Consider the following 16,695-nt stretch of genomic DNA (forward strand, 5'->3'; position numbering starts at 1 on the left):
CATAAGTGTCAAGAAACATATCTGTGCCAACTGGCTGTACAGATAGATGTGTTCGGAATAAACTTCTCGGATGATTTTGTTTTTAGAGTGGAAAACGGTGGAATAGGGGAGAAGAAAAAGGCGCTTCCCATTACTGGGAAACGCCTTTTATTTGAATGCTGATGTCTATTATTCTAATCTGCGGGCACCGTCGCTGATGACTACATCATATACTTTTGGGCTTCTGCCGAACTTCTTCTTGAATTCATCTTTTGCTTTTTCGATGAATGTACTGTACAATTCATCCTTTACCAGATTGATTGTACATCCACCGAATCCACCGCCCATGACACGTGAACCGGTAACTCCACAATCGAATGCAAGGTCATTCAGAAAATCGAGTTCTTCGCAGCTTACTTCATACAACTTACTCATGCCATGATGTGTTTCATACATCTTTTGGCCTACAGTTTCATAATCGCCTTTTTCCAGGGCGTCGCAAACGTCGAGTACGCGTTGAATCTCTTCGATGACATATTCTGCACGCATATAGTCTTCTGCGCTGATGTCGGCTTTGGCTTCTTCCAGCATGCCCATGGTAACGTCACGCAGGAATTCTACGTGTGGATGCTTCTTCTGAACAGCGGCAACAGCAGCTTCGCAGCTTTGACGACGTTTGTTGTATGCTGAAGATGCAAGTTCGTGTTTCACTACAGAATCTACAAGAACCAGACGATAGCCTTGCGGGTCGAATGGGAAATACTGATATTCTAGTGAACGGCAATCCAGGCGGATGAGGCTTCCTTTCTTTCCGAATACAGAAGCAAATTGGTCCATGATACCACAGTTTACGCCACAATAGTTGTGTTCTGTAGATTGTCCCACTTTTGCCAATTCAAATTTGTCTATTTTGTTGTCACCGAACAAGTCGTTCAAAGCATAGGCATAGGTACTTTCCAAAGCTGCTGAAGAGGACATTCCTGCACCCAGAGGCACATCGCCTGCAAAAGCTGTATTGAAACCTTTTACATCTACACCGCGTTTCATCATTTCCCGGCACACGCCAAAGATATATCTTGCCCAGCTTGCGCGGGGTGCATCTTCTTCATTCAAGCCAAATTCCACATAATCTTTCAGGTCGATGGAATAAGCTTTTACTGTGTTTGTGCCGTTGGGCTTTATTTCTGCAATCATTCCCTTATCGATTGCTCCGGGGAATACAAAACCACCGTTATAGTCTGTATGCTCACCGATAAGGTTGATGCGACCCGGAGAAGCATAAACAGCTCCCGTTGTTCCGTCAAAGTGCTTGATGAAACGGCTTCTTACGTATTCTATATCCATGATATTTATATTTTATAAGGTGAATAAATAAATTACCTATATTTTCTTGTTAATCGACCTTGATGTCCTTATTGACATTTTTGCAGCCTACCAAACCGTAGAACAACAGATAGCCAAGGGCTGCGATGATAACCCAGTAACTCGGCATGAAACCTGCAATGTCGGCCACCAAACCTTGGATAACGGGCAAGATGCCACCGCCGCATACCAATACCATGAACAGACCGGAAGCCGCTGCCAGATATTTACCCAATCCTTCTACGGCCAGATTAAAGATACCACCCCACATGATGGAAGTACACAGACCTACCAGTACCAGATACATTGCGTTGATAGGTACTTCTGCAAATCCGAAAGAGAGACCTCCCGTAGCACTTTGTTGGAGTACCGGCAGATTGACAAGCGAACCGGTAGATGAGAAGATGGCAAGGAATACCAAAAGTAAGCCTAATGCGGAAGTAAAGGTAAGCATTGCCTTACTGGAGATTTTTGCACCCAATGAAGCGCCGGCCAGACGTCCAATCAGCATGAGGAACCAATATGTACCTACAACAAAACCGGAAATGGTGGAAGAAATGCCTGCTCCTCCCTTTTCAATCGGATCGGTCAAAAACAAGTTCAGAGTACCCGGTACACCAACTTCGACACCTACATATACAAAGATTGCTATAGCTCCCAAAATGAAGTGGCGGAATTTTAAAGCGCCTGACATCAACTTACCGATAGGTTCTGTTGAAGTTGCAGCATTGGGTTCCGGTATGGGCACAATCAAAAGAACGAAGAACGCGATGGCAAATACAGCCATTGCTGTGTACATTACAGGGAATATCTGAGAGATAGTAGCTTTTTCAATGGAACCGGCAATCAGGATACCTACGAACATCGGAGTAATGGTGGCCATTACGGAGTTGAAAGAACCACCCACTTGGATAAGCTGGTTTCCTTTGTTACCTTCGCCGCCGAGCTTGTTCAGCATCGGGTTGACTACCGTATTAAGCAAACACATGGAGAAACCGGCGATGAAAGCGCCAATCAAATATACGGCAAAAGCCATATCAGGGCTTGAATGACCTGATAAATATTGGATACCTACACCGATAAAGCCTACAGCTACTGCTATCAATGCCGTTTTTTTATACCCTACCCGTTGTAGTAAGATGCCGCTTGGTATTCCCATCACTGCATATGCAATAAAGTTACCAAAGTTACCCAACATCCCTAAAGCGTTGGATACTGAAAACTGATTTTTCAGTACGATTCCCATAGGGGCAGCAAGGTTGGTAACAAATGAAATCATACCAAAAAGGAAGATCATCGTGATAATTGCGATGAGTTTACCATTCTGTTTTTGTTGTGTCATGGTTTTGTAAAATTAATAAGTTTATAAATTGGATTAGTTTTTTCATTCTTGTACACCAAACTTGTAGATTGTCACTTGCTGGTACTCATCACCCGGTAGCAATACTGCCGACGGAAAATGGGACTTGTTGGGCGTATCGGGAAAACACTGGGCCTCAAAGCAGACTGCACTTCTTGCAGGGAAAGTGGCTCCATGGGCACCTTCAAAGCCCCCGAGCCAGTTTCCAGTGTAGAGCTGGACGCCATTTTCAGTGGTATATACTTCCATAGTTCGCCCGCTGTTGGGCTCTATGCAGGTGGCTGCAAGGCTCAGCTCTCCACTTTCAGTCTTGTTCAGTACATAGCAATGGTCATATCCTGCGCCATTCACAATTTGTGTATGTTTCTCATCAATTCGTTCGCCAAGAGTATGGGGAGTACGGAAATCCATAGGAGTACCTTCTACCTTCAATATCTCTCCGGTAGGAATGGATACTTCATCGATGGGTACATAAAAATCTGCATTGATGGTAACGATATTGTTTAAGACTGTAGGAGAGGGATTGGCTATACCGGCAAGATTGAAGAAACCGTGATTGGTCAAATTGACGATGGTGGCTTTATCGGTAGTAGCCCGGTATTCGATGACCAGAGCATTGGTCTCATCCTCCAGGCGATAAGTCATTTCTACTTTGAGATTTCCGGGGAAGCCCTCTTCGCCGTCAGCGGATGTGTAGTTGAAGATGACTGTTGATTGCTCTGGCTGGACAGCATCCCATACACGGGTATGAAAACCAGTCGGACCGCCATGCAGTGAGTTGGGACCATTGTTGATTGCCAATTGGTGCTCTTCGCCGTATAAAGTAAACTTTCCTTTAGCTATCCGGTTACCGTAGCGTCCGATGGTAGTGTTTAGAAAAGGTTCCGGGCTGTTGATTACATGTTCAATACTGTCGTGTCCTAATACAACATTGGCATATTTGCCATTTTTGTCGGGTACCATGATGGAAAGTATTGCACAGCCGTAATTAGTAACTGCAACTTCCATTCCCTGGGCATTCTTCAGGATAAATAAATCTGTCTTTTTGTTATTTATATCCTTTTGAAAGTCTTTTTGGTTCAAACCGGACAAATTACTTTCTGTTGGAGTAGTGTTTATCATATCCATGGTATTAATTAAATTTCTTGCAAATAAAAAGAAATTCTTTTGTTCCCCCAAGTAATTGGAAGGAAATGTGGAGAACATTTTAGGAAAGTTTAGCGTTTAACAAATGGAATACAAATTGATATTTTTTGTATGTTTGCCCCCGGAATCTAAAAAAATCACATCATTAACAGAAAGTTCTAATAAAAACAACGAATGTATCCTCTAAAATTTGAGCCTATTCTGAAGCAGACGCTTTGGGGAGGCGACAAGATTATTCCATTCAAACATTTGAATGATACCCTTGCCAATGTAGGCGAGAGTTGGGAAGTGTCGGCAGTAGAAGGCAGTGAGTCTATAGTGGCCAATGGTGCAGACAAAGGATTGACGCTGCCGGATATGGTCAGAAAATATAAGGAAGACCTGGTAGGAGAAGCCAACTATGCACGTTTCGGAAATAAGTTTCCTTTATTGATAAAGTTTATTGATGCCAAGTTGGACTTGTCGATTCAGGTACACCCGGGTGACGAGTTGGCTAAGAAACGTCATAACAGTTTTGGTAAAAATGAAATGTGGTATGTTATTGCTGCTGACCAGGGTGCCAAGCTGATTTCCGGTTTTGCAGAGCAGATTACTCCGAAAGAATATAAGGAACGAGTGTATAATGGTACGTTTGCGGATGTTCTGCAGACTTGCGCCATTAAACCGGGCGATGTGTTTTATGTGCCTGCAGGTCGGGTACATGGAATCGGTGCGGGAGCTTTTGTAGCAGAAATACAGCAAACGTCGGATATCACTTACCGTATTTTTGATTACAATCGTAAGGATAAGGATGGTAAATCAAGAGAACTGCATACAAGCCAGGCCATTGATGCCATTAATTTTGCAGATGTGCAGGACGATTTTCGTACGGAGTACGAGCAGGTGCAGAATGAACCGGTAGAAATGGTGGCAAGCCCGTATTTCACGACTTCCATCTATGACATGACGGAAGAAATCACTTGTGACTATTCTGAACTGGATTCTTTTGTTATCTTTATTTGTGTGGAGGGTTCTTGCCGTATTATTGATAATGAGAAGAATGAAGTTTCCGTACAAGCGGGCGAAACAATCCTGCTGCCAGCTGCAACCCAAGAAGTGACGATTGTGCCTGAAGGAGCAGTGAAGTTGCTTGAGACGTACGTATAAAAGTGCTCAGACTATATCGGATAAAAAAAGAGGGGATGACTGTTATGGCCATCCCCTCTTTTTTTATCCGATATTCTATCTCTTTCTTCCAAATATTTTTCTGAATTTCTTCATTACCTTTACCCCCAATACTATACCGTCAAAAACAGCCATACCCGTGTTGAATGCTCTCATCATGGCATTTGCCTTGTTGGTAGCTGGTTCCAGCGGAGCAAAAATTTCTTGTGTAAGCCCAGTCATGATTTCTTTCTGGAGTCGTATTTCTTGTAGCAGCATGGCTTTTTTCTGGGCGATGCTTTCTAAAGTGACGGGAGTCGTATTGGTCGTATTATCCATGAATATTTCGAATTAATTGTCTAAGAATAATTCTGCGATAAGTTTTACTGTCGGATCAATAATGAGCTTTTTGCGGAATAGGACAAGCAGAACGATGAGCAATATATGAAAGCACGCAATGAGTGCAAAGCTCATCATAAGCCCACCCACCAGTGGAGCTAAGATGTAGACCAGCGTAAACGACAGATGAAACAGAACCACTACGCCGAGTATAACGACCAATAGCACCAATAAAAGTGTAGAAAGCAGTTTGGACAGTTTTTCGGTGACTTCCAGTTTGGTATATTCCTTTTGCAGCTCCAGGTATTTTTTGACTTCCATGAATAGCTGCTGCATATTTTCTATACTTTTGTCGTCTGCAAACATAGTGGTTCTGTTTTTTACCTTATTCCGTTACCTCACCTTTAATTTCCGCAGCAATTTCATCTACCAAGTCTTCCATTTCGCTTCGGTTCAGACGAATCCCTTTCTTACGGAGAATTTCTGCGATTTTGTTACGGGTGTCTTCTCCTTTTTCAGGAGCAAATAAGATACCGAGGGCTGCACCTACTGCGGCACCACCCAGGAAAGCTGCTAAAACATTTAATCCTTTCATAATGATATTCCTTTCTTTTTGAGGTTCGTACGACAAAACTAACAAATCTTTTTGAAACTTTGTTCGGAATATCAGTTTTTTTATGATTGTCCTTATCTTCCAACTCCTTTTGGGGTGTTGTTTTGCGAGGTTCGCTTTTTTCTTCTCCAAAAGTCTCCATTCGTACGGCTCCCACGATAGATTTTGTTTTCCTTGGTTTTGGCCTTAATTTCTTCGGTCTTGATTTCCTGGGCTTTTAAGCCATCGGCGGTGACAAAAGGGTGTTCTTTTATTACCGGGATGTTTTTCCCTATCAATTTTTGGATATCTTTCAGGTAAGGCAGTTCTTCCGATTCGCAAAAAGAGAGGGCAATACCGTCGTGGCCGGCGCGTCCGGTTCGTCCGATACGGTGTACGTATGTTTCCGGAATGTTGGGCAACTCGTAGTTGATGACGTGTGATAGTTGGTCCACGTCGATACCTCGTGCTGCAATGTCGGTTGCTATCAGTACGCGCAGTTCATGGCTCTTAAAACCGGTCAATGCTCGCTGTCGGGCATTCTGCGACTTGTTCCCATGTATGGCTTCGGCTCTTATTCCGGACTTGTTCAGAATGCGTGCAAGTTTGTCCGCTCCATATTTGGTTCTGGTGAAGATGAGTACGGACTCGATAGCCGGATTCTTCAGCAGATGAATCAGTAAGTCTTTTTTCTCTTTTTTCTCAACAAAATAGACTGATTGGGAGATTGTGTCAACCGTAGACGATGCAGGGGTGACTTCCACTTTCTCGGGGTGCGTCAGCATGGAGTTTGCCAAGGTCTCTATTTCCGGAGGCATTGTGGCCGAAAAGAAGAGGGTCTGTCGTTTTGCGGGCAATAACTTTAATATGCGCCGGATATCATGTATGAATCCCATGTCCAGCATCCGGTCCGCTTCGTCCAATACGAAGAACTCGAGCGCTTTTAGGTTAATGAAACCTTGGTTGACCAGGTCTTGCAGTCGTCCGGGAGTTGCAACCAGTATTTGTACTCCACGTTTCAGTTCATCTGTCTGTGGCTTTTGTCCTACACCGCCGAAGATGACGGCATGTCTCAATCCGGTATACTTACCATATGCACTGAAGCATTCTCCTATCTGTATGGCCAACTCGCGGGTCGGCGTCAGAATGAGTGCTTTGATACTTTTGCGGTTATCCGTTTTATACAACTTTTGCAAGATAGGGATGGAAAATGCGGCGGTTTTGCCTGTTCCGGTTTGAGCACATCCTAATAAGTCTTTTCCTTGAAGTAATATAGGGATCGATTTTTCCTGGATTGGGGTAGGGGTGGAATACCCCTCTTCTTGAAGAGCCTTCAATATAGGTTCTATCAAATTCAAATTTTCAAATGTCATGTAATCAATTAAGTGAGCCTCATGCTCTGTTTATATTTGGCAAATATACGTCAAGTCTTCCGGGAAATCTCTTTTTATGGAGGGGTTTAATTATATTTAACTAAGGATGCTGAGGTATAATCGCATGTTATGGTGTACTTTTGTTCCATATTTAGATAGTGGCATGGAAAAATGATGAAATTGCATTTAAAATATCTTTGGATTGTATTGGTGGCTTGTACTTTGACCGCTTGCATGAATGGTGGGGGTGACTTGGCCGGTAAGTGGCAGTTGCGTCAGTATCAATATGCCGACGGTACATCAGAGAAGGTGGACAGTGTATTCTATAATTTTCAAAAAGGAAGTTTTTCTGCCATATGTTTGTTGAAAGATGGAGGGTTGACTACGTTTTTTGGAAATTATTCTTTGAAAGGTGCTGAAATTTCCATTATTTTGTTGCCTGAAAGCGTTAACGATAAAAATTATGATACTTATTTCGGGTGGCCGGAAGGAAAATGTACCTTTAAAGTAGAAGATTTGTCCTACTCTTCATTGCGTTTGGAATATGAGGGCACGAAATCTATTTTTCGAAAATTTTGAGATAAAGAATAAGAATAGACGATTTTACTAATAAAAACAATAGAAAAGATGAAAAAATTAGCCGTATTGGGAATGGGAGTATGCATAGCTCTGGCATTCTCTTCTTGTAAATCAAGTGAAAGTGCTTATAAGAAAGCATATGAAAAGGCAAAACAGCAGGAATTGGCTGAGCCGCAAACAACTGCCCCTGCTGAAGAGGTGGCTCCAGTGGTTACCGCTCCAGTAGAAGTAAAGGTGGTGGAAAGTGCACCTGCCGGCATGCGTCAGGAAAAGGTGACTGTGGTATCAGGTGGTACCAGCTTGAAAACCTTTAGTGTAGTTTGCGGAGCTTATAGCGTGAAAGCTAATGCGGAAGGTGTGAAGCAGGCATTGGTGAATGAAGGCTATACTGCAATGGTGGTTTACAATGCAGAAAGAAACCTGTATCGTGTAGTTATCGGTACATTCGATGACAGAGCATCCGCCGAGAATCTGCGCGACTCTTTCAAAGCTAAACATCCTTCGAATGATGACTTCCAGAAGGCATGGTTGCTGTATAGCGTCAATTAATAGAATTCTTTTTGGTAATTCATAACAGAAAGGAATGTATGTTTCCTTTCAAGATGAGGCAGTAACTGCGAAGTTACTGCCTTTTTCATGATATGCCGAAAGAATGTGAAGGCTGGCGCTGTCGCGTGTTTGGTTTGGCAAAACAAAGTGTTTCCTTTAACAGAACAGTTTGTTTCATTAACGAGAACACTTTGTTTCTCTTAACAGAACATCTCGTTCTATCGCATAAAAACAAAATGTTTTTATATACTGAAACAACTTGTTTTTAAAGGTTGAAACAAAGTGTTCAGTACTGTGAACTAACGGACTAATTGAGAAAAGACCCAGATAAACTCATGTTGTCACAGTCTCTTTAGTTCCTCTTCCTTCGTGAATATTTCACTCTATTTCTCTGCTCCGGATTGATTTTTCTGATTGTGAAAAGTGCTTATAATATTCTCTCTTTCGTTTAAAAGAAGTTATAAAACAAGAGGTGGAAACTTTTAGACCTGAAAAAGTTTTTAATTTTGTGCCTTATCTTTGAGAAGAATATAGTATGGAACGACGATATATACTGAATGCGATTGATGCCGCTTTGCAGGCTGGCGAGAAAATTCTTTCCATTTACGATGATCCGGCATCGGATTTTCAGGTAGAAAAAAAAGCGGATAATTCTCCTCTTACTATTGCCGACCGTAAGGCTCATGAAACTATCTGCCGTTTTTTGGCTGATACACCTTTCCCTCTGCTAAGCGAGGAAGGCAAACATTTGCCTTTTTCGGAACGACGGAGTTGGGAAACTTTATGGATTGTAGACCCTTTGGACGGTACGAAGGAGTTCATCAAGAGGAACGGTGAGTTCACAGTGAATATAGCTTTGGTGCATCACTCAGTACCGGTAATGGGAGTCATTTATGTGCCGGTAAAAAAGGAGCTCTATTTTGGAGTGCATGATTCGGGTGCTTATAAGCTATCCGGTATTACTGCACGTGATGGAATGTCGTGGGATGAACTGCTTGCGAAAGCTGTTCGGCTGCCGGAAACAAGCGTGCACGAACGGTTTGTAATTGTGGCTTCCCGTTCGCATCTGACGCCCGAGACAGAAGATTATATCGAGAAAATGAAATGCAGCCATGCGGAAGTTGAGCTTATATCAAGTGGAAGTTCCATCAAGATTTGTCTGGTAGCTGAAGGCAAGGCTGATGTATATCCTCGTTTTGCCCCTACGATGGAATGGGATACGGCGGCTGGGCATGCTATTGCACGTGCTGCCGGAATGGAAATTTATCAGGCGGGGAAGGAAGAACCTTTGCAATATAATAAGGAGGATTTGCTGAATCCGTGGTTTATCGTAGAACCCAAGCATACTGAAATAAAATAACGACTTTATGACATTTGAGATATTGTTTGTGCTGCTGGCATTGTTGGGCATGGTGATTGCCTTGGTTCTGGATAAAATGCGTCCGGGCATGGTGCTCTTTTCTGTCGTAGTATTGTTCTTGTGTGCAGGTATCCTCACTCCTAAGGAGATGCTGGAAGGGTTCAGTAATAAGGGGATGATGACTGTTGCCATGCTGTTTTTGGTCAGTGAAGGCATCAGGCAATCGGGTGCTTTGGGGCAAGTAATCAAGAAGCTGCTTCCCCAAGGTAAGACTACGGTCTTTAAAGCGCAGTTCCGTATGTTGCCCACCATTGCTTTTATTTCAGCTTTTCTAAACAATACTCCGGTGGTTGTTATCTTTGCTCCCATTATCAAGCGTTGGGCCGAATCTGTAAAATTGCCTGCTACCAAGTTCCTTATACCCCTTTCTTATGTGACGATACTTGGCGGAATCTGCACCCTGATAGGGACGTCGACCAATCTGGTGGTGCATGGTATGATATTGGAAGCCGGATATGAAGGCTTTACTATGTTCGAGTTGGGTAAAGTGGGCATTTTCGTCGCGATTGCAGGCATCCTTTATCTGTTCGCTTTTTCCTCAAGGCTTTTGCCGGATGTTCGTACGGATGCGGTAAAGCTGGATGAGGAACCGGAGGAGCATGGAGATTTACATCGGGTGGAAGCTGTACTCGGTGCCCGTTTTCCCGGTATCAACAAGAAACTTGGTGATTTTAACTTCAAGCGGCATTATGGGGCCGAAGTGAAGGAGATTAAGCGTAGCGGTCAGAGCATTGTCGGAAATCTGGAAAATGAATATCTCCGCGAAGGGGATACGCTGGTGGTGATGGCTGATGACTCTTTTGTAAAGACCTGGGGGGAATCTTCGGTGTTCGTGTTGCTGGCCAATGGCAAGGATACGGAACCGGTGCCCGGAAAGGGAAAGCGCTGGTTTGCCTTGGCTTTGCTGATATTGATGATAGTGGGTGCAACGGTTGGTGAACTTCCGGTTGTCAAGGAAGCTTTTCCGGAAATCAAGTTGGATATGTTTTTCTTCGTTTCCATTACTACTATCATTATGGCCTGGACAAAGATATTTCCGGCCCGCAAGTATACCAAATATATATCTTGGGATATTCTGATAACGATTGCTTGTGCTTTTGCTATCAGCAAGGCGATGGTGAATTCCGGAGTGGCAGATGCTGTGGCGCGTTTCATTATAGGCATGAGCCATCATTATGGCCCCCACGTGTTGCTGGCTGCTGTGTTTATCATAACGAACTTGTTTACAGAACTGATTACGAACAATGCGGCCGCGGCACTCGCTTTCCCGTTGGCACTTTCCATCTCTTCACAGATGGGAGTCAGTCCGATGCCTTTCTTCGTTGTAATTTGTATGGCGGCTTCTGCCAGCTTCTCCACTCCTATAGGGTATCAGACTAATTTGATTGTACAAGGTATCGGTAACTATAAGTTCACGGATTTTGTACGCATCGGGTTACCTTTGAATATCATTACTTTCCTGATATCCATTTTCTTGATTCCTTTAATTTGGCCATTTTAAAAAAAGAAGAAATAATAACATATGGAAGAAAACAACCACATATATCCGATATTTGACAGAATGCTGATGCGGAAAGACAAAGAAGACTTGTTGAAGCAGCACAGCGTGATGGTTTGGTTTACCGGCTTGAGCGGCTCCGGCAAAAGTACGATAGCCATTGCCTTGGAGCGCGAACTTCATAAAAGAGGATTGCTTTGCCGTATCCTGGATGGTGACAACATCCGCAGTGGCATCAACAATAACCTCGGTTTTACGGAGGCCGACCGTGTGGAGAATATCCGGCGTATAGCCGAAGTTTCCAAACTCTTTCTTGATACGGGTGTTATAACAATCGCGGCTTTTATCAGTCCTAATAACGATATTCGTGAAATGGCGGCTGATATTATCGGACAAGACGATTTTCTGGAAGTTTATGTCAGTACCCCGCTTGAAGAGTGTGAACGCCGTGACGTGAAGGGACTTTATGCCAAGGCACGTAAGGGAGAAATCAAGAATTTTACTGGTATTTCCGCGCCTTTTGAGGAGCCGGCTCATCCGGCTCTGACGTTGGACACCTCTGTTCTCAGCCTGGAAGAATCGGTCAATAAACTGTTGGAACTCATTTTACCAAGAATTCAGAAGAAATAAGATATAATGAAAGAAGAATATAAATTGAGCCATTTGAAGGAACTCGAAGCAGAGTCCATTCATATTATCCGTGAAGTGGCAGCGGAGTTTGAAAATCCGGTGATGCTGTATAGTATCGGCAAGGATTCTTCGGTTATGGTGCGCTTGGCCGAAAAGGCGTTTGCTCCCGGCAAAGTGCCGTTCCCGTTGATGCACATCGATTCCAAGTGGAAGTTTAAGGAGATGATACAGTTCCGTGACGAGTATGCCAAGAAGTATGGTTGGAACCTGATAGTGGAAAGCAATATGGAAGCTTTCAATGCAGGTGTCGGACCTTTTACGCATGGCAGCAAGGTGCATACGGACCTGATGAAAACGCAGGCTTTGCTCCACGCATTGGATAAGTATAAGTTTGATGCGGCATTCGGTGGCGCTCGCCGCGACGAGGAGAAGTCACGCGCCAAAGAGCGTATTTTCTCCTTCCGTGACAAGTTCCATCAATGGGACCCCAAAAATCAGCGTCCCGAATTGTGGGATATTTATAATGCCCGGGTACATAAAGGAGAGAGTATCCGAGTATTTCCGTTAAGTAATTGGACGGAGCTGGACATCTGGCAATATATACGTTTGGAAAATATTCCTATTGTGCCGTTGTATTTTGCCAAGGAACGTCCTTGTGTGGAGATTGACGGAAATCTGATAATGGCGGATGACGACCGCTTGCCTGAACAGTACCGCGACCAGATAAAGATGCGTATGGTGCGTTTCCGTACGCTGGGTTGCTGGCCGTTGACCGGTGCTGTGGAAAGCGATGCCGATACCATCGAGAAGATTGTCGAGGAAATGATGACCACCACCAAGAGTGAACGGACGACCCGTGTCATTGACTTCGACCAAGACGCAAGCATGGAGCAGAAGAAGCGCGAGGGATACTTCTAAAGGAATTAAAAATTAAGAATTAAAAATTAAATCATTAAGGATGAACGATTCTACACTTGATATAAAGGCTTTTCTTGATAAGGATGAGCAGAAAGACTTATTGCGCTTACTGACTGCCGGTTCTGTGGATGACGGAAAATCCACATTGATAGGCCGTCTGTTGTTCGACAGCAAGAAACTATATGAGGATCAGCTGGACGCACTGGAACGCGACAGCAAGCGCATGGGAAATGCCGGCGACCACATTGACTACGCCCTTTTGCTGGACGGCTTGAAGGCAGAGCGCGAACAAGGCATCACCATCGACGTGGCATACCGCTACTTCTCGACCAACAACCGTAAGTTTATCATTGCCGATACTCCGGGACACGAGCAGTACACACGCAACATGATTACCGGGGGCTCTACAGCTAACTTGGCAATTATTCTGGTGGATGCACGTATGGGTGTCATTACGCAGACGCGCCGGCATACTTTTCTGGTGTCGTTGCTTGGCATCAAGCATGTGGTGCTTGCTGTCAATAAGATGGACCTGGTGGATTTTTCCGAAGAACGTTTTAATGAGATAGTCGATGAATACCGGAAGTTTATAGCTCCATTGGGTATTCCTGACGTAAACTGCATTCCGCTGTCAGCTTTGGATGGCGACAATGTGGTGGAGAAATCGGAACGTACTCCTTGGTATGAGGGTATTTCACTTCTTGACTTTCTGGAGACGGTACATATTGACAACGACCATAATTTGAAGGATTTTCGTTTCCCGGTTCAATACGTCTTGCGCCCCAATCTCGATTTCCGTGGTTTTTGCGGTAAGGTGGCTTCGGGTATTATTCGTAAGGGAGATGAAGTGATGGCATTGCCTTCCGGTAAGAAGTCGCATATCAAGAGTATAGTTACATACGACGGCGAATTGGATTACGCCTTTCCGCCACAGTCCGTCACCCTGACTCTGGAGGACGAAATAGATGTGTCGAGAGGGGAAATGCTGGTACATCCGGATAACCTGCCCGTCATGGACCGCAATTTTGAAACGATGCTGGTTTGGATGGATGAAGAGCCGATGGATATCAACAAATCATTCTTCATCAAACAGACCACCAATATAAGCCGCACCCGCATCGACAGCATCAAGTATAAAGTGGATGTCAATACGATGGAGCATCTTTCCATTGACAACGGAAAGTTGAGCAAGGAAACATTGCCGATGCAGCTCAATCAGATTGCGCGCGTGGTGCTGACCACTGCCAAAGAGCTTTTCTTTGACCCTTATCGGCAGAATAAGGCTACCGGTTCGTTTATCTTGATAGACCCGATAACCAACAATACCAGTGCTGTAGGTATGATTATCGATAGGGTGGAGGATAAGGACATGCACTTAGCTGAGGACCTGCCTATACTGAATTTGCCTAAGCTGGGTATAGCTCCCGAACATTACGAAGCTATAGAAAAGGCTGTGAAAGAGCTGGAACGCCAGGGCGTGGCCGTACGGATAGAGCGCAGTACTTCTTTATAAGTATTGCAGTTCTCTCTCGGTATCACCGGAAGAAAACCATAACATATTAATATAAAGATAATAATGGGATTGTTAGAATTCAATAAGCTTCCGATAAACACCCTGGTAGGTGCGGATTGGAAAACATTCAAGGATATAACGGGCGGTCGTGACATCGGTGCTGCCTACAAAGGTAAGTATCGGCTGACAAAAGCCGTCTGCCGCCTGCTGTCCACTTTGGCTCCTCTGCAGGACAGACGCTATGAAAAGCTCCTGGCAGATAAGCCCTTGGAGCATGATCCGGTATTCATTTTGGGACACTGGCGTAGCGGGACTACGTTTGTGCATAATGTTTTCTCCTGCGACAAGCATTTCGGCTACAACACGACATACCAGACTGTATTTCCGCATCTTATGATGTGGGGGCAGCCTTTCTTCAAGAAGAACATGAGTTGGTTGATGCCGGACAAACGTCCCACGGACAATATGGAACTTGCCGTTGACCTTCCGCAAGAAGAGGAGTTTGCTTTGGCAAATATGATGCCCTACACCTATTATAATTTCTGGTTCCTGCCCGAATATCAGCAAGAGTATGCCGATAAATATCTGCTGTTTGATGATATTACAGAGAAAGAACTGAAAGTGTTTGAGGAGACTTTCGTCAAATTGATAAAAATCTCTCTTTGGAATACGAAGGGAACTCAGTTTCTTAGTAAGAATCCGCCTCATACGGGACGTGTGAAAGAGCTTGTCAAGATGTTCCCCAATGCTAAGTTTATCTATCTGATGCGTAATCCTTATACTGTTTTCGAAAGCACACGTAGTTTCTTTACTAACACCATTCAGCCGTTGAAGTTGCAGGATATCAGTAATGAGGAGCTTGAGAAGAATATTTTGTCCATTTATGCCAAACTGTATCATAAGTACGAAGCGGACAAGACATGCATTCCTAAAGGAAACTTGATAGAGGTGAAGTTTGAGGACTTCGAAGCGGATGCAATGGGAATGACTGAACATATCTACAAGGCTTTGTCCATTCCGGGCTTTGCAGAGGCACGTGCTGATATTGAAAAGTATGTAGGCGGAAAGAAAGGATATAAGAAGAATAAATACAAGTATGATGAGCGTACAGTGCAGTTGGTTCAGGATAACTGGAATTTTGCGCTGGAACAGTGGAAGTACGATTTATAATGATTGTCAATTATTAATGAGAGAAATGATTCAAAAGAAAGTTCGTATATTGGGAATGCTGTCTGCCATGCTCTGTTGCGGAGCAGTTTCTGCACAGCAGCACGAGGTAGAGATGATTCCTTTCGGAAATATGGATCAATGGATTGACCGCCAAATCAAGGAATCCGGTATTATTGGCGGTGCCACGAAGAATGTATATGCCATCGGGCCTACTGCTACTGTCACCGAGACCAAGGCATACAAGAATATGGGAGGTTCGCCGTGGGCGACATCCAATGTGATGGCCCGGGTAGCCGGTATCACGAAAACCAATACTTCTGTTTTCCCGGAAAAGCGAGGGGATGGTTTCTGTGCCCGTATGGACACCCGTATGGAGAGTGTGAAGGTTTTTGGAATAGTGGATATCACGGTGCTGGCTGCCGGCTCCATGTTTCTGGGTGAGGTGCACGAACCTATCAAGGGGACCAAGAATCCGCAGAAAATGCTGAATTCCGGCATACCGTTTACAAAGAAACCTATCGCCATACAGTTTGATTATAAAGTAAAGATGTCCGACCGCGAGAAGCGTATCCGTGCAACGGGCTTTAGCCGTATCACAGATGTTGAGGGAAAGGACTTCCCGGAAGTGAATCTGTTTCTGCAAAAGCGTTGGGAAGATGAGAAGGGGAATATCTATGCCAAGCGTGTAGGAACGATGGTCGTACGATATTATACTACTACCGATTGGCATAATAATGCCACTTATTCCATCATGTACGGTGATATCACCGGTGACCCTGCATACAAGGCCCACATGATGCGTCTTCAGGTTGAAGAACGCTATACAGTTAACAGTAAAGGAGAGAGTGTGCCTATTAAGGAGGTTGCCTGGGGGACGAAGGACGATGTGCCCACTCATTTGCTGTTGCAATTCACCTCTAGTCATGGTGGTGCTTATATAGGTTCTCCTGGCAATTCGCTATGGATTGACAATGTAAAATTGGTCTATTAGAATAAAAGCAGTTAAAGTTGATGTCATACTTTAGCTGCTTTTTTTATGGAGTCAACGAGACTTTGACTTACTTCTTATTTCAAATGAATTTTGTATGTCAGCCCTCCCGTGAAATATTTCATCCTCTGCATTT

At 44.0% G+C, this 16,695-nt stretch carries 17 protein-coding genes; 10 read left to right on the forward strand and 7 right to left on the reverse strand.

Features of this window, described 5'->3' with window-relative positions:
* Positions 1 to 168: 168 nt before the first annotated feature.
* The 3 genes from galK to DXD65_RS08630 are packed head-to-tail and all read right to left on the reverse strand — an operon-like array spanning position 169 to position 3,823.
* A complete protein-coding gene (galK, locus tag DXD65_RS08620; RefSeq protein WP_005826576.1) occupies positions 169 to 1,323 on the reverse strand; it encodes a galactokinase in 1,155 nt (384 codons plus the stop codon).
* 49 nt (positions 1,324 to 1,372) lie between these two features.
* Complete coding sequence (locus DXD65_RS08625) at positions 1,373 to 2,683, reverse strand: sugar MFS transporter (RefSeq protein WP_005826573.1); 1,311 nt, start codon at positions 2,681 to 2,683, stop codon at positions 1,373 to 1,375.
* A gap of 42 nt (positions 2,684 to 2,725) precedes the next feature.
* Positions 2,726 to 3,823 carry an aldose epimerase family protein gene (locus tag DXD65_RS08630; RefSeq protein ID WP_117887561.1) on the reverse strand — a complete coding sequence of 366 codons (1,098 nt, stop codon included), beginning with the start codon at positions 3,821 to 3,823 and terminating at the stop codon, positions 2,726 to 2,728.
* Positions 3,824 to 4,021: 198 nt separating this feature from the next.
* On the opposite strand from DXD65_RS08630, the gene DXD65_RS08635 reads away from it, so the two are divergent.
* Positions 4,022 to 4,993, forward strand: a complete 972-nt coding sequence (locus tag DXD65_RS08635) for a type I phosphomannose isomerase catalytic subunit (protein WP_005836045.1) — start codon at positions 4,022 to 4,024, stop codon at positions 4,991 to 4,993.
* 75 nt (positions 4,994 to 5,068) lie between these two features.
* Here the strand turns inward: DXD65_RS08635 and DXD65_RS08640 are convergent, their stop codons facing one another.
* The 4 genes from DXD65_RS08640 to DXD65_RS08655 all read right to left on the reverse strand — a co-directional run bounded on the left by DXD65_RS08640 (position 5,069) and on the right by DXD65_RS08655 (position 7,294).
* The gene (locus DXD65_RS08640) at positions 5,069 to 5,329 is read right to left on the reverse strand and encodes a hypothetical protein (protein WP_005826570.1); all 261 of its coding nucleotides are present in this window, start codon (positions 5,327 to 5,329) and stop codon (positions 5,069 to 5,071) included.
* 12 nt (positions 5,330 to 5,341) lie between these two features.
* On the reverse strand, positions 5,342 to 5,695 hold the full coding sequence (locus tag DXD65_RS08645; RefSeq protein ID WP_117887553.1) for a phage holin family protein: 354 nt from the start codon (positions 5,693 to 5,695) through the stop codon (positions 5,342 to 5,344).
* A gap of 19 nt (positions 5,696 to 5,714) precedes the next feature.
* On the reverse strand, positions 5,715 to 5,924 hold the full coding sequence (locus DXD65_RS08650) for a YtxH domain-containing protein (protein WP_005826568.1): 210 nt from the start codon (positions 5,922 to 5,924) through the stop codon (positions 5,715 to 5,717).
* A gap of 92 nt (positions 5,925 to 6,016) precedes the next feature.
* Positions 6,017 to 7,294 carry a DEAD/DEAH box helicase gene (locus tag DXD65_RS08655; protein ID WP_117887554.1) on the reverse strand — a complete coding sequence of 426 codons (1,278 nt, stop codon included), beginning with the start codon at positions 7,292 to 7,294 and terminating at the stop codon, positions 6,017 to 6,019.
* A 174-nt stretch (positions 7,295 to 7,468) separates the two neighbouring features.
* On the opposite strand from DXD65_RS08655, the gene DXD65_RS08660 reads away from it, so the two are divergent.
* The 9 genes from DXD65_RS08660 to DXD65_RS08700 all read left to right on the forward strand — a co-directional run bounded on the left by DXD65_RS08660 (position 7,469) and on the right by DXD65_RS08700 (position 16,562).
* Positions 7,469 to 7,873, forward strand: a complete 405-nt coding sequence (locus tag DXD65_RS08660) for a lipocalin-like domain-containing protein (RefSeq protein WP_172685027.1) — start codon at positions 7,469 to 7,471, stop codon at positions 7,871 to 7,873.
* 48 nt (positions 7,874 to 7,921) lie between these two features.
* A complete protein-coding gene (locus DXD65_RS08665) occupies positions 7,922 to 8,422 on the forward strand; it encodes an SPOR domain-containing protein (RefSeq protein ID WP_005826564.1) in 501 nt (166 codons plus the stop codon).
* A gap of 535 nt (positions 8,423 to 8,957) precedes the next feature.
* Positions 8,958 to 9,782 carry a 3'(2'),5'-bisphosphate nucleotidase CysQ gene (gene cysQ / locus DXD65_RS08670; RefSeq protein ID WP_005826562.1) on the forward strand — a complete coding sequence of 275 codons (825 nt, stop codon included), beginning with the start codon at positions 8,958 to 8,960 and terminating at the stop codon, positions 9,780 to 9,782.
* A 7-nt stretch (positions 9,783 to 9,789) separates the two neighbouring features.
* Positions 9,790 to 11,343 carry an SLC13 family permease gene (locus DXD65_RS08675; protein ID WP_035448034.1) on the forward strand — a complete coding sequence of 518 codons (1,554 nt, stop codon included), beginning with the start codon at positions 9,790 to 9,792 and terminating at the stop codon, positions 11,341 to 11,343.
* 21 nt (positions 11,344 to 11,364) lie between these two features.
* A complete protein-coding gene (gene cysC, locus DXD65_RS08680) occupies positions 11,365 to 11,970 on the forward strand; it encodes an adenylyl-sulfate kinase (RefSeq protein WP_005826559.1) in 606 nt (201 codons plus the stop codon).
* Between the two features lie 6 nt (positions 11,971 to 11,976).
* The gene (gene cysD / locus DXD65_RS08685) at positions 11,977 to 12,888 is read left to right on the forward strand and encodes a sulfate adenylyltransferase subunit CysD (protein WP_005826557.1); all 912 of its coding nucleotides are present in this window, start codon (positions 11,977 to 11,979) and stop codon (positions 12,886 to 12,888) included.
* A 40-nt stretch (positions 12,889 to 12,928) separates the two neighbouring features.
* Positions 12,929 to 14,401: a sulfate adenylyltransferase subunit CysN gene (gene cysN / locus DXD65_RS08690; protein WP_005826555.1), complete on the forward strand. Its 1,473-nt coding sequence runs from the start codon at positions 12,929 to 12,931 to the stop codon at positions 14,399 to 14,401.
* A 63-nt stretch (positions 14,402 to 14,464) separates the two neighbouring features.
* Positions 14,465 to 15,571 carry a sulfotransferase family protein gene (locus DXD65_RS08695; protein WP_005826550.1) on the forward strand — a complete coding sequence of 369 codons (1,107 nt, stop codon included), beginning with the start codon at positions 14,465 to 14,467 and terminating at the stop codon, positions 15,569 to 15,571.
* 25 nt (positions 15,572 to 15,596) lie between these two features.
* Positions 15,597 to 16,562 carry a PCMD domain-containing protein gene (locus DXD65_RS08700; RefSeq protein WP_005836055.1) on the forward strand — a complete coding sequence of 322 codons (966 nt, stop codon included), beginning with the start codon at positions 15,597 to 15,599 and terminating at the stop codon, positions 16,560 to 16,562.
* Positions 16,563 to 16,695: the final 133 nt, after the last annotated feature.

The organism is Bacteroides sp. 4_1_36 (genome assembly GCF_003466325.1).
In the GTDB taxonomy this organism is placed as follows: Bacteria; Bacteroidota; Bacteroidia; order Bacteroidales; family Bacteroidaceae; genus Bacteroides; species Bacteroides uniformis.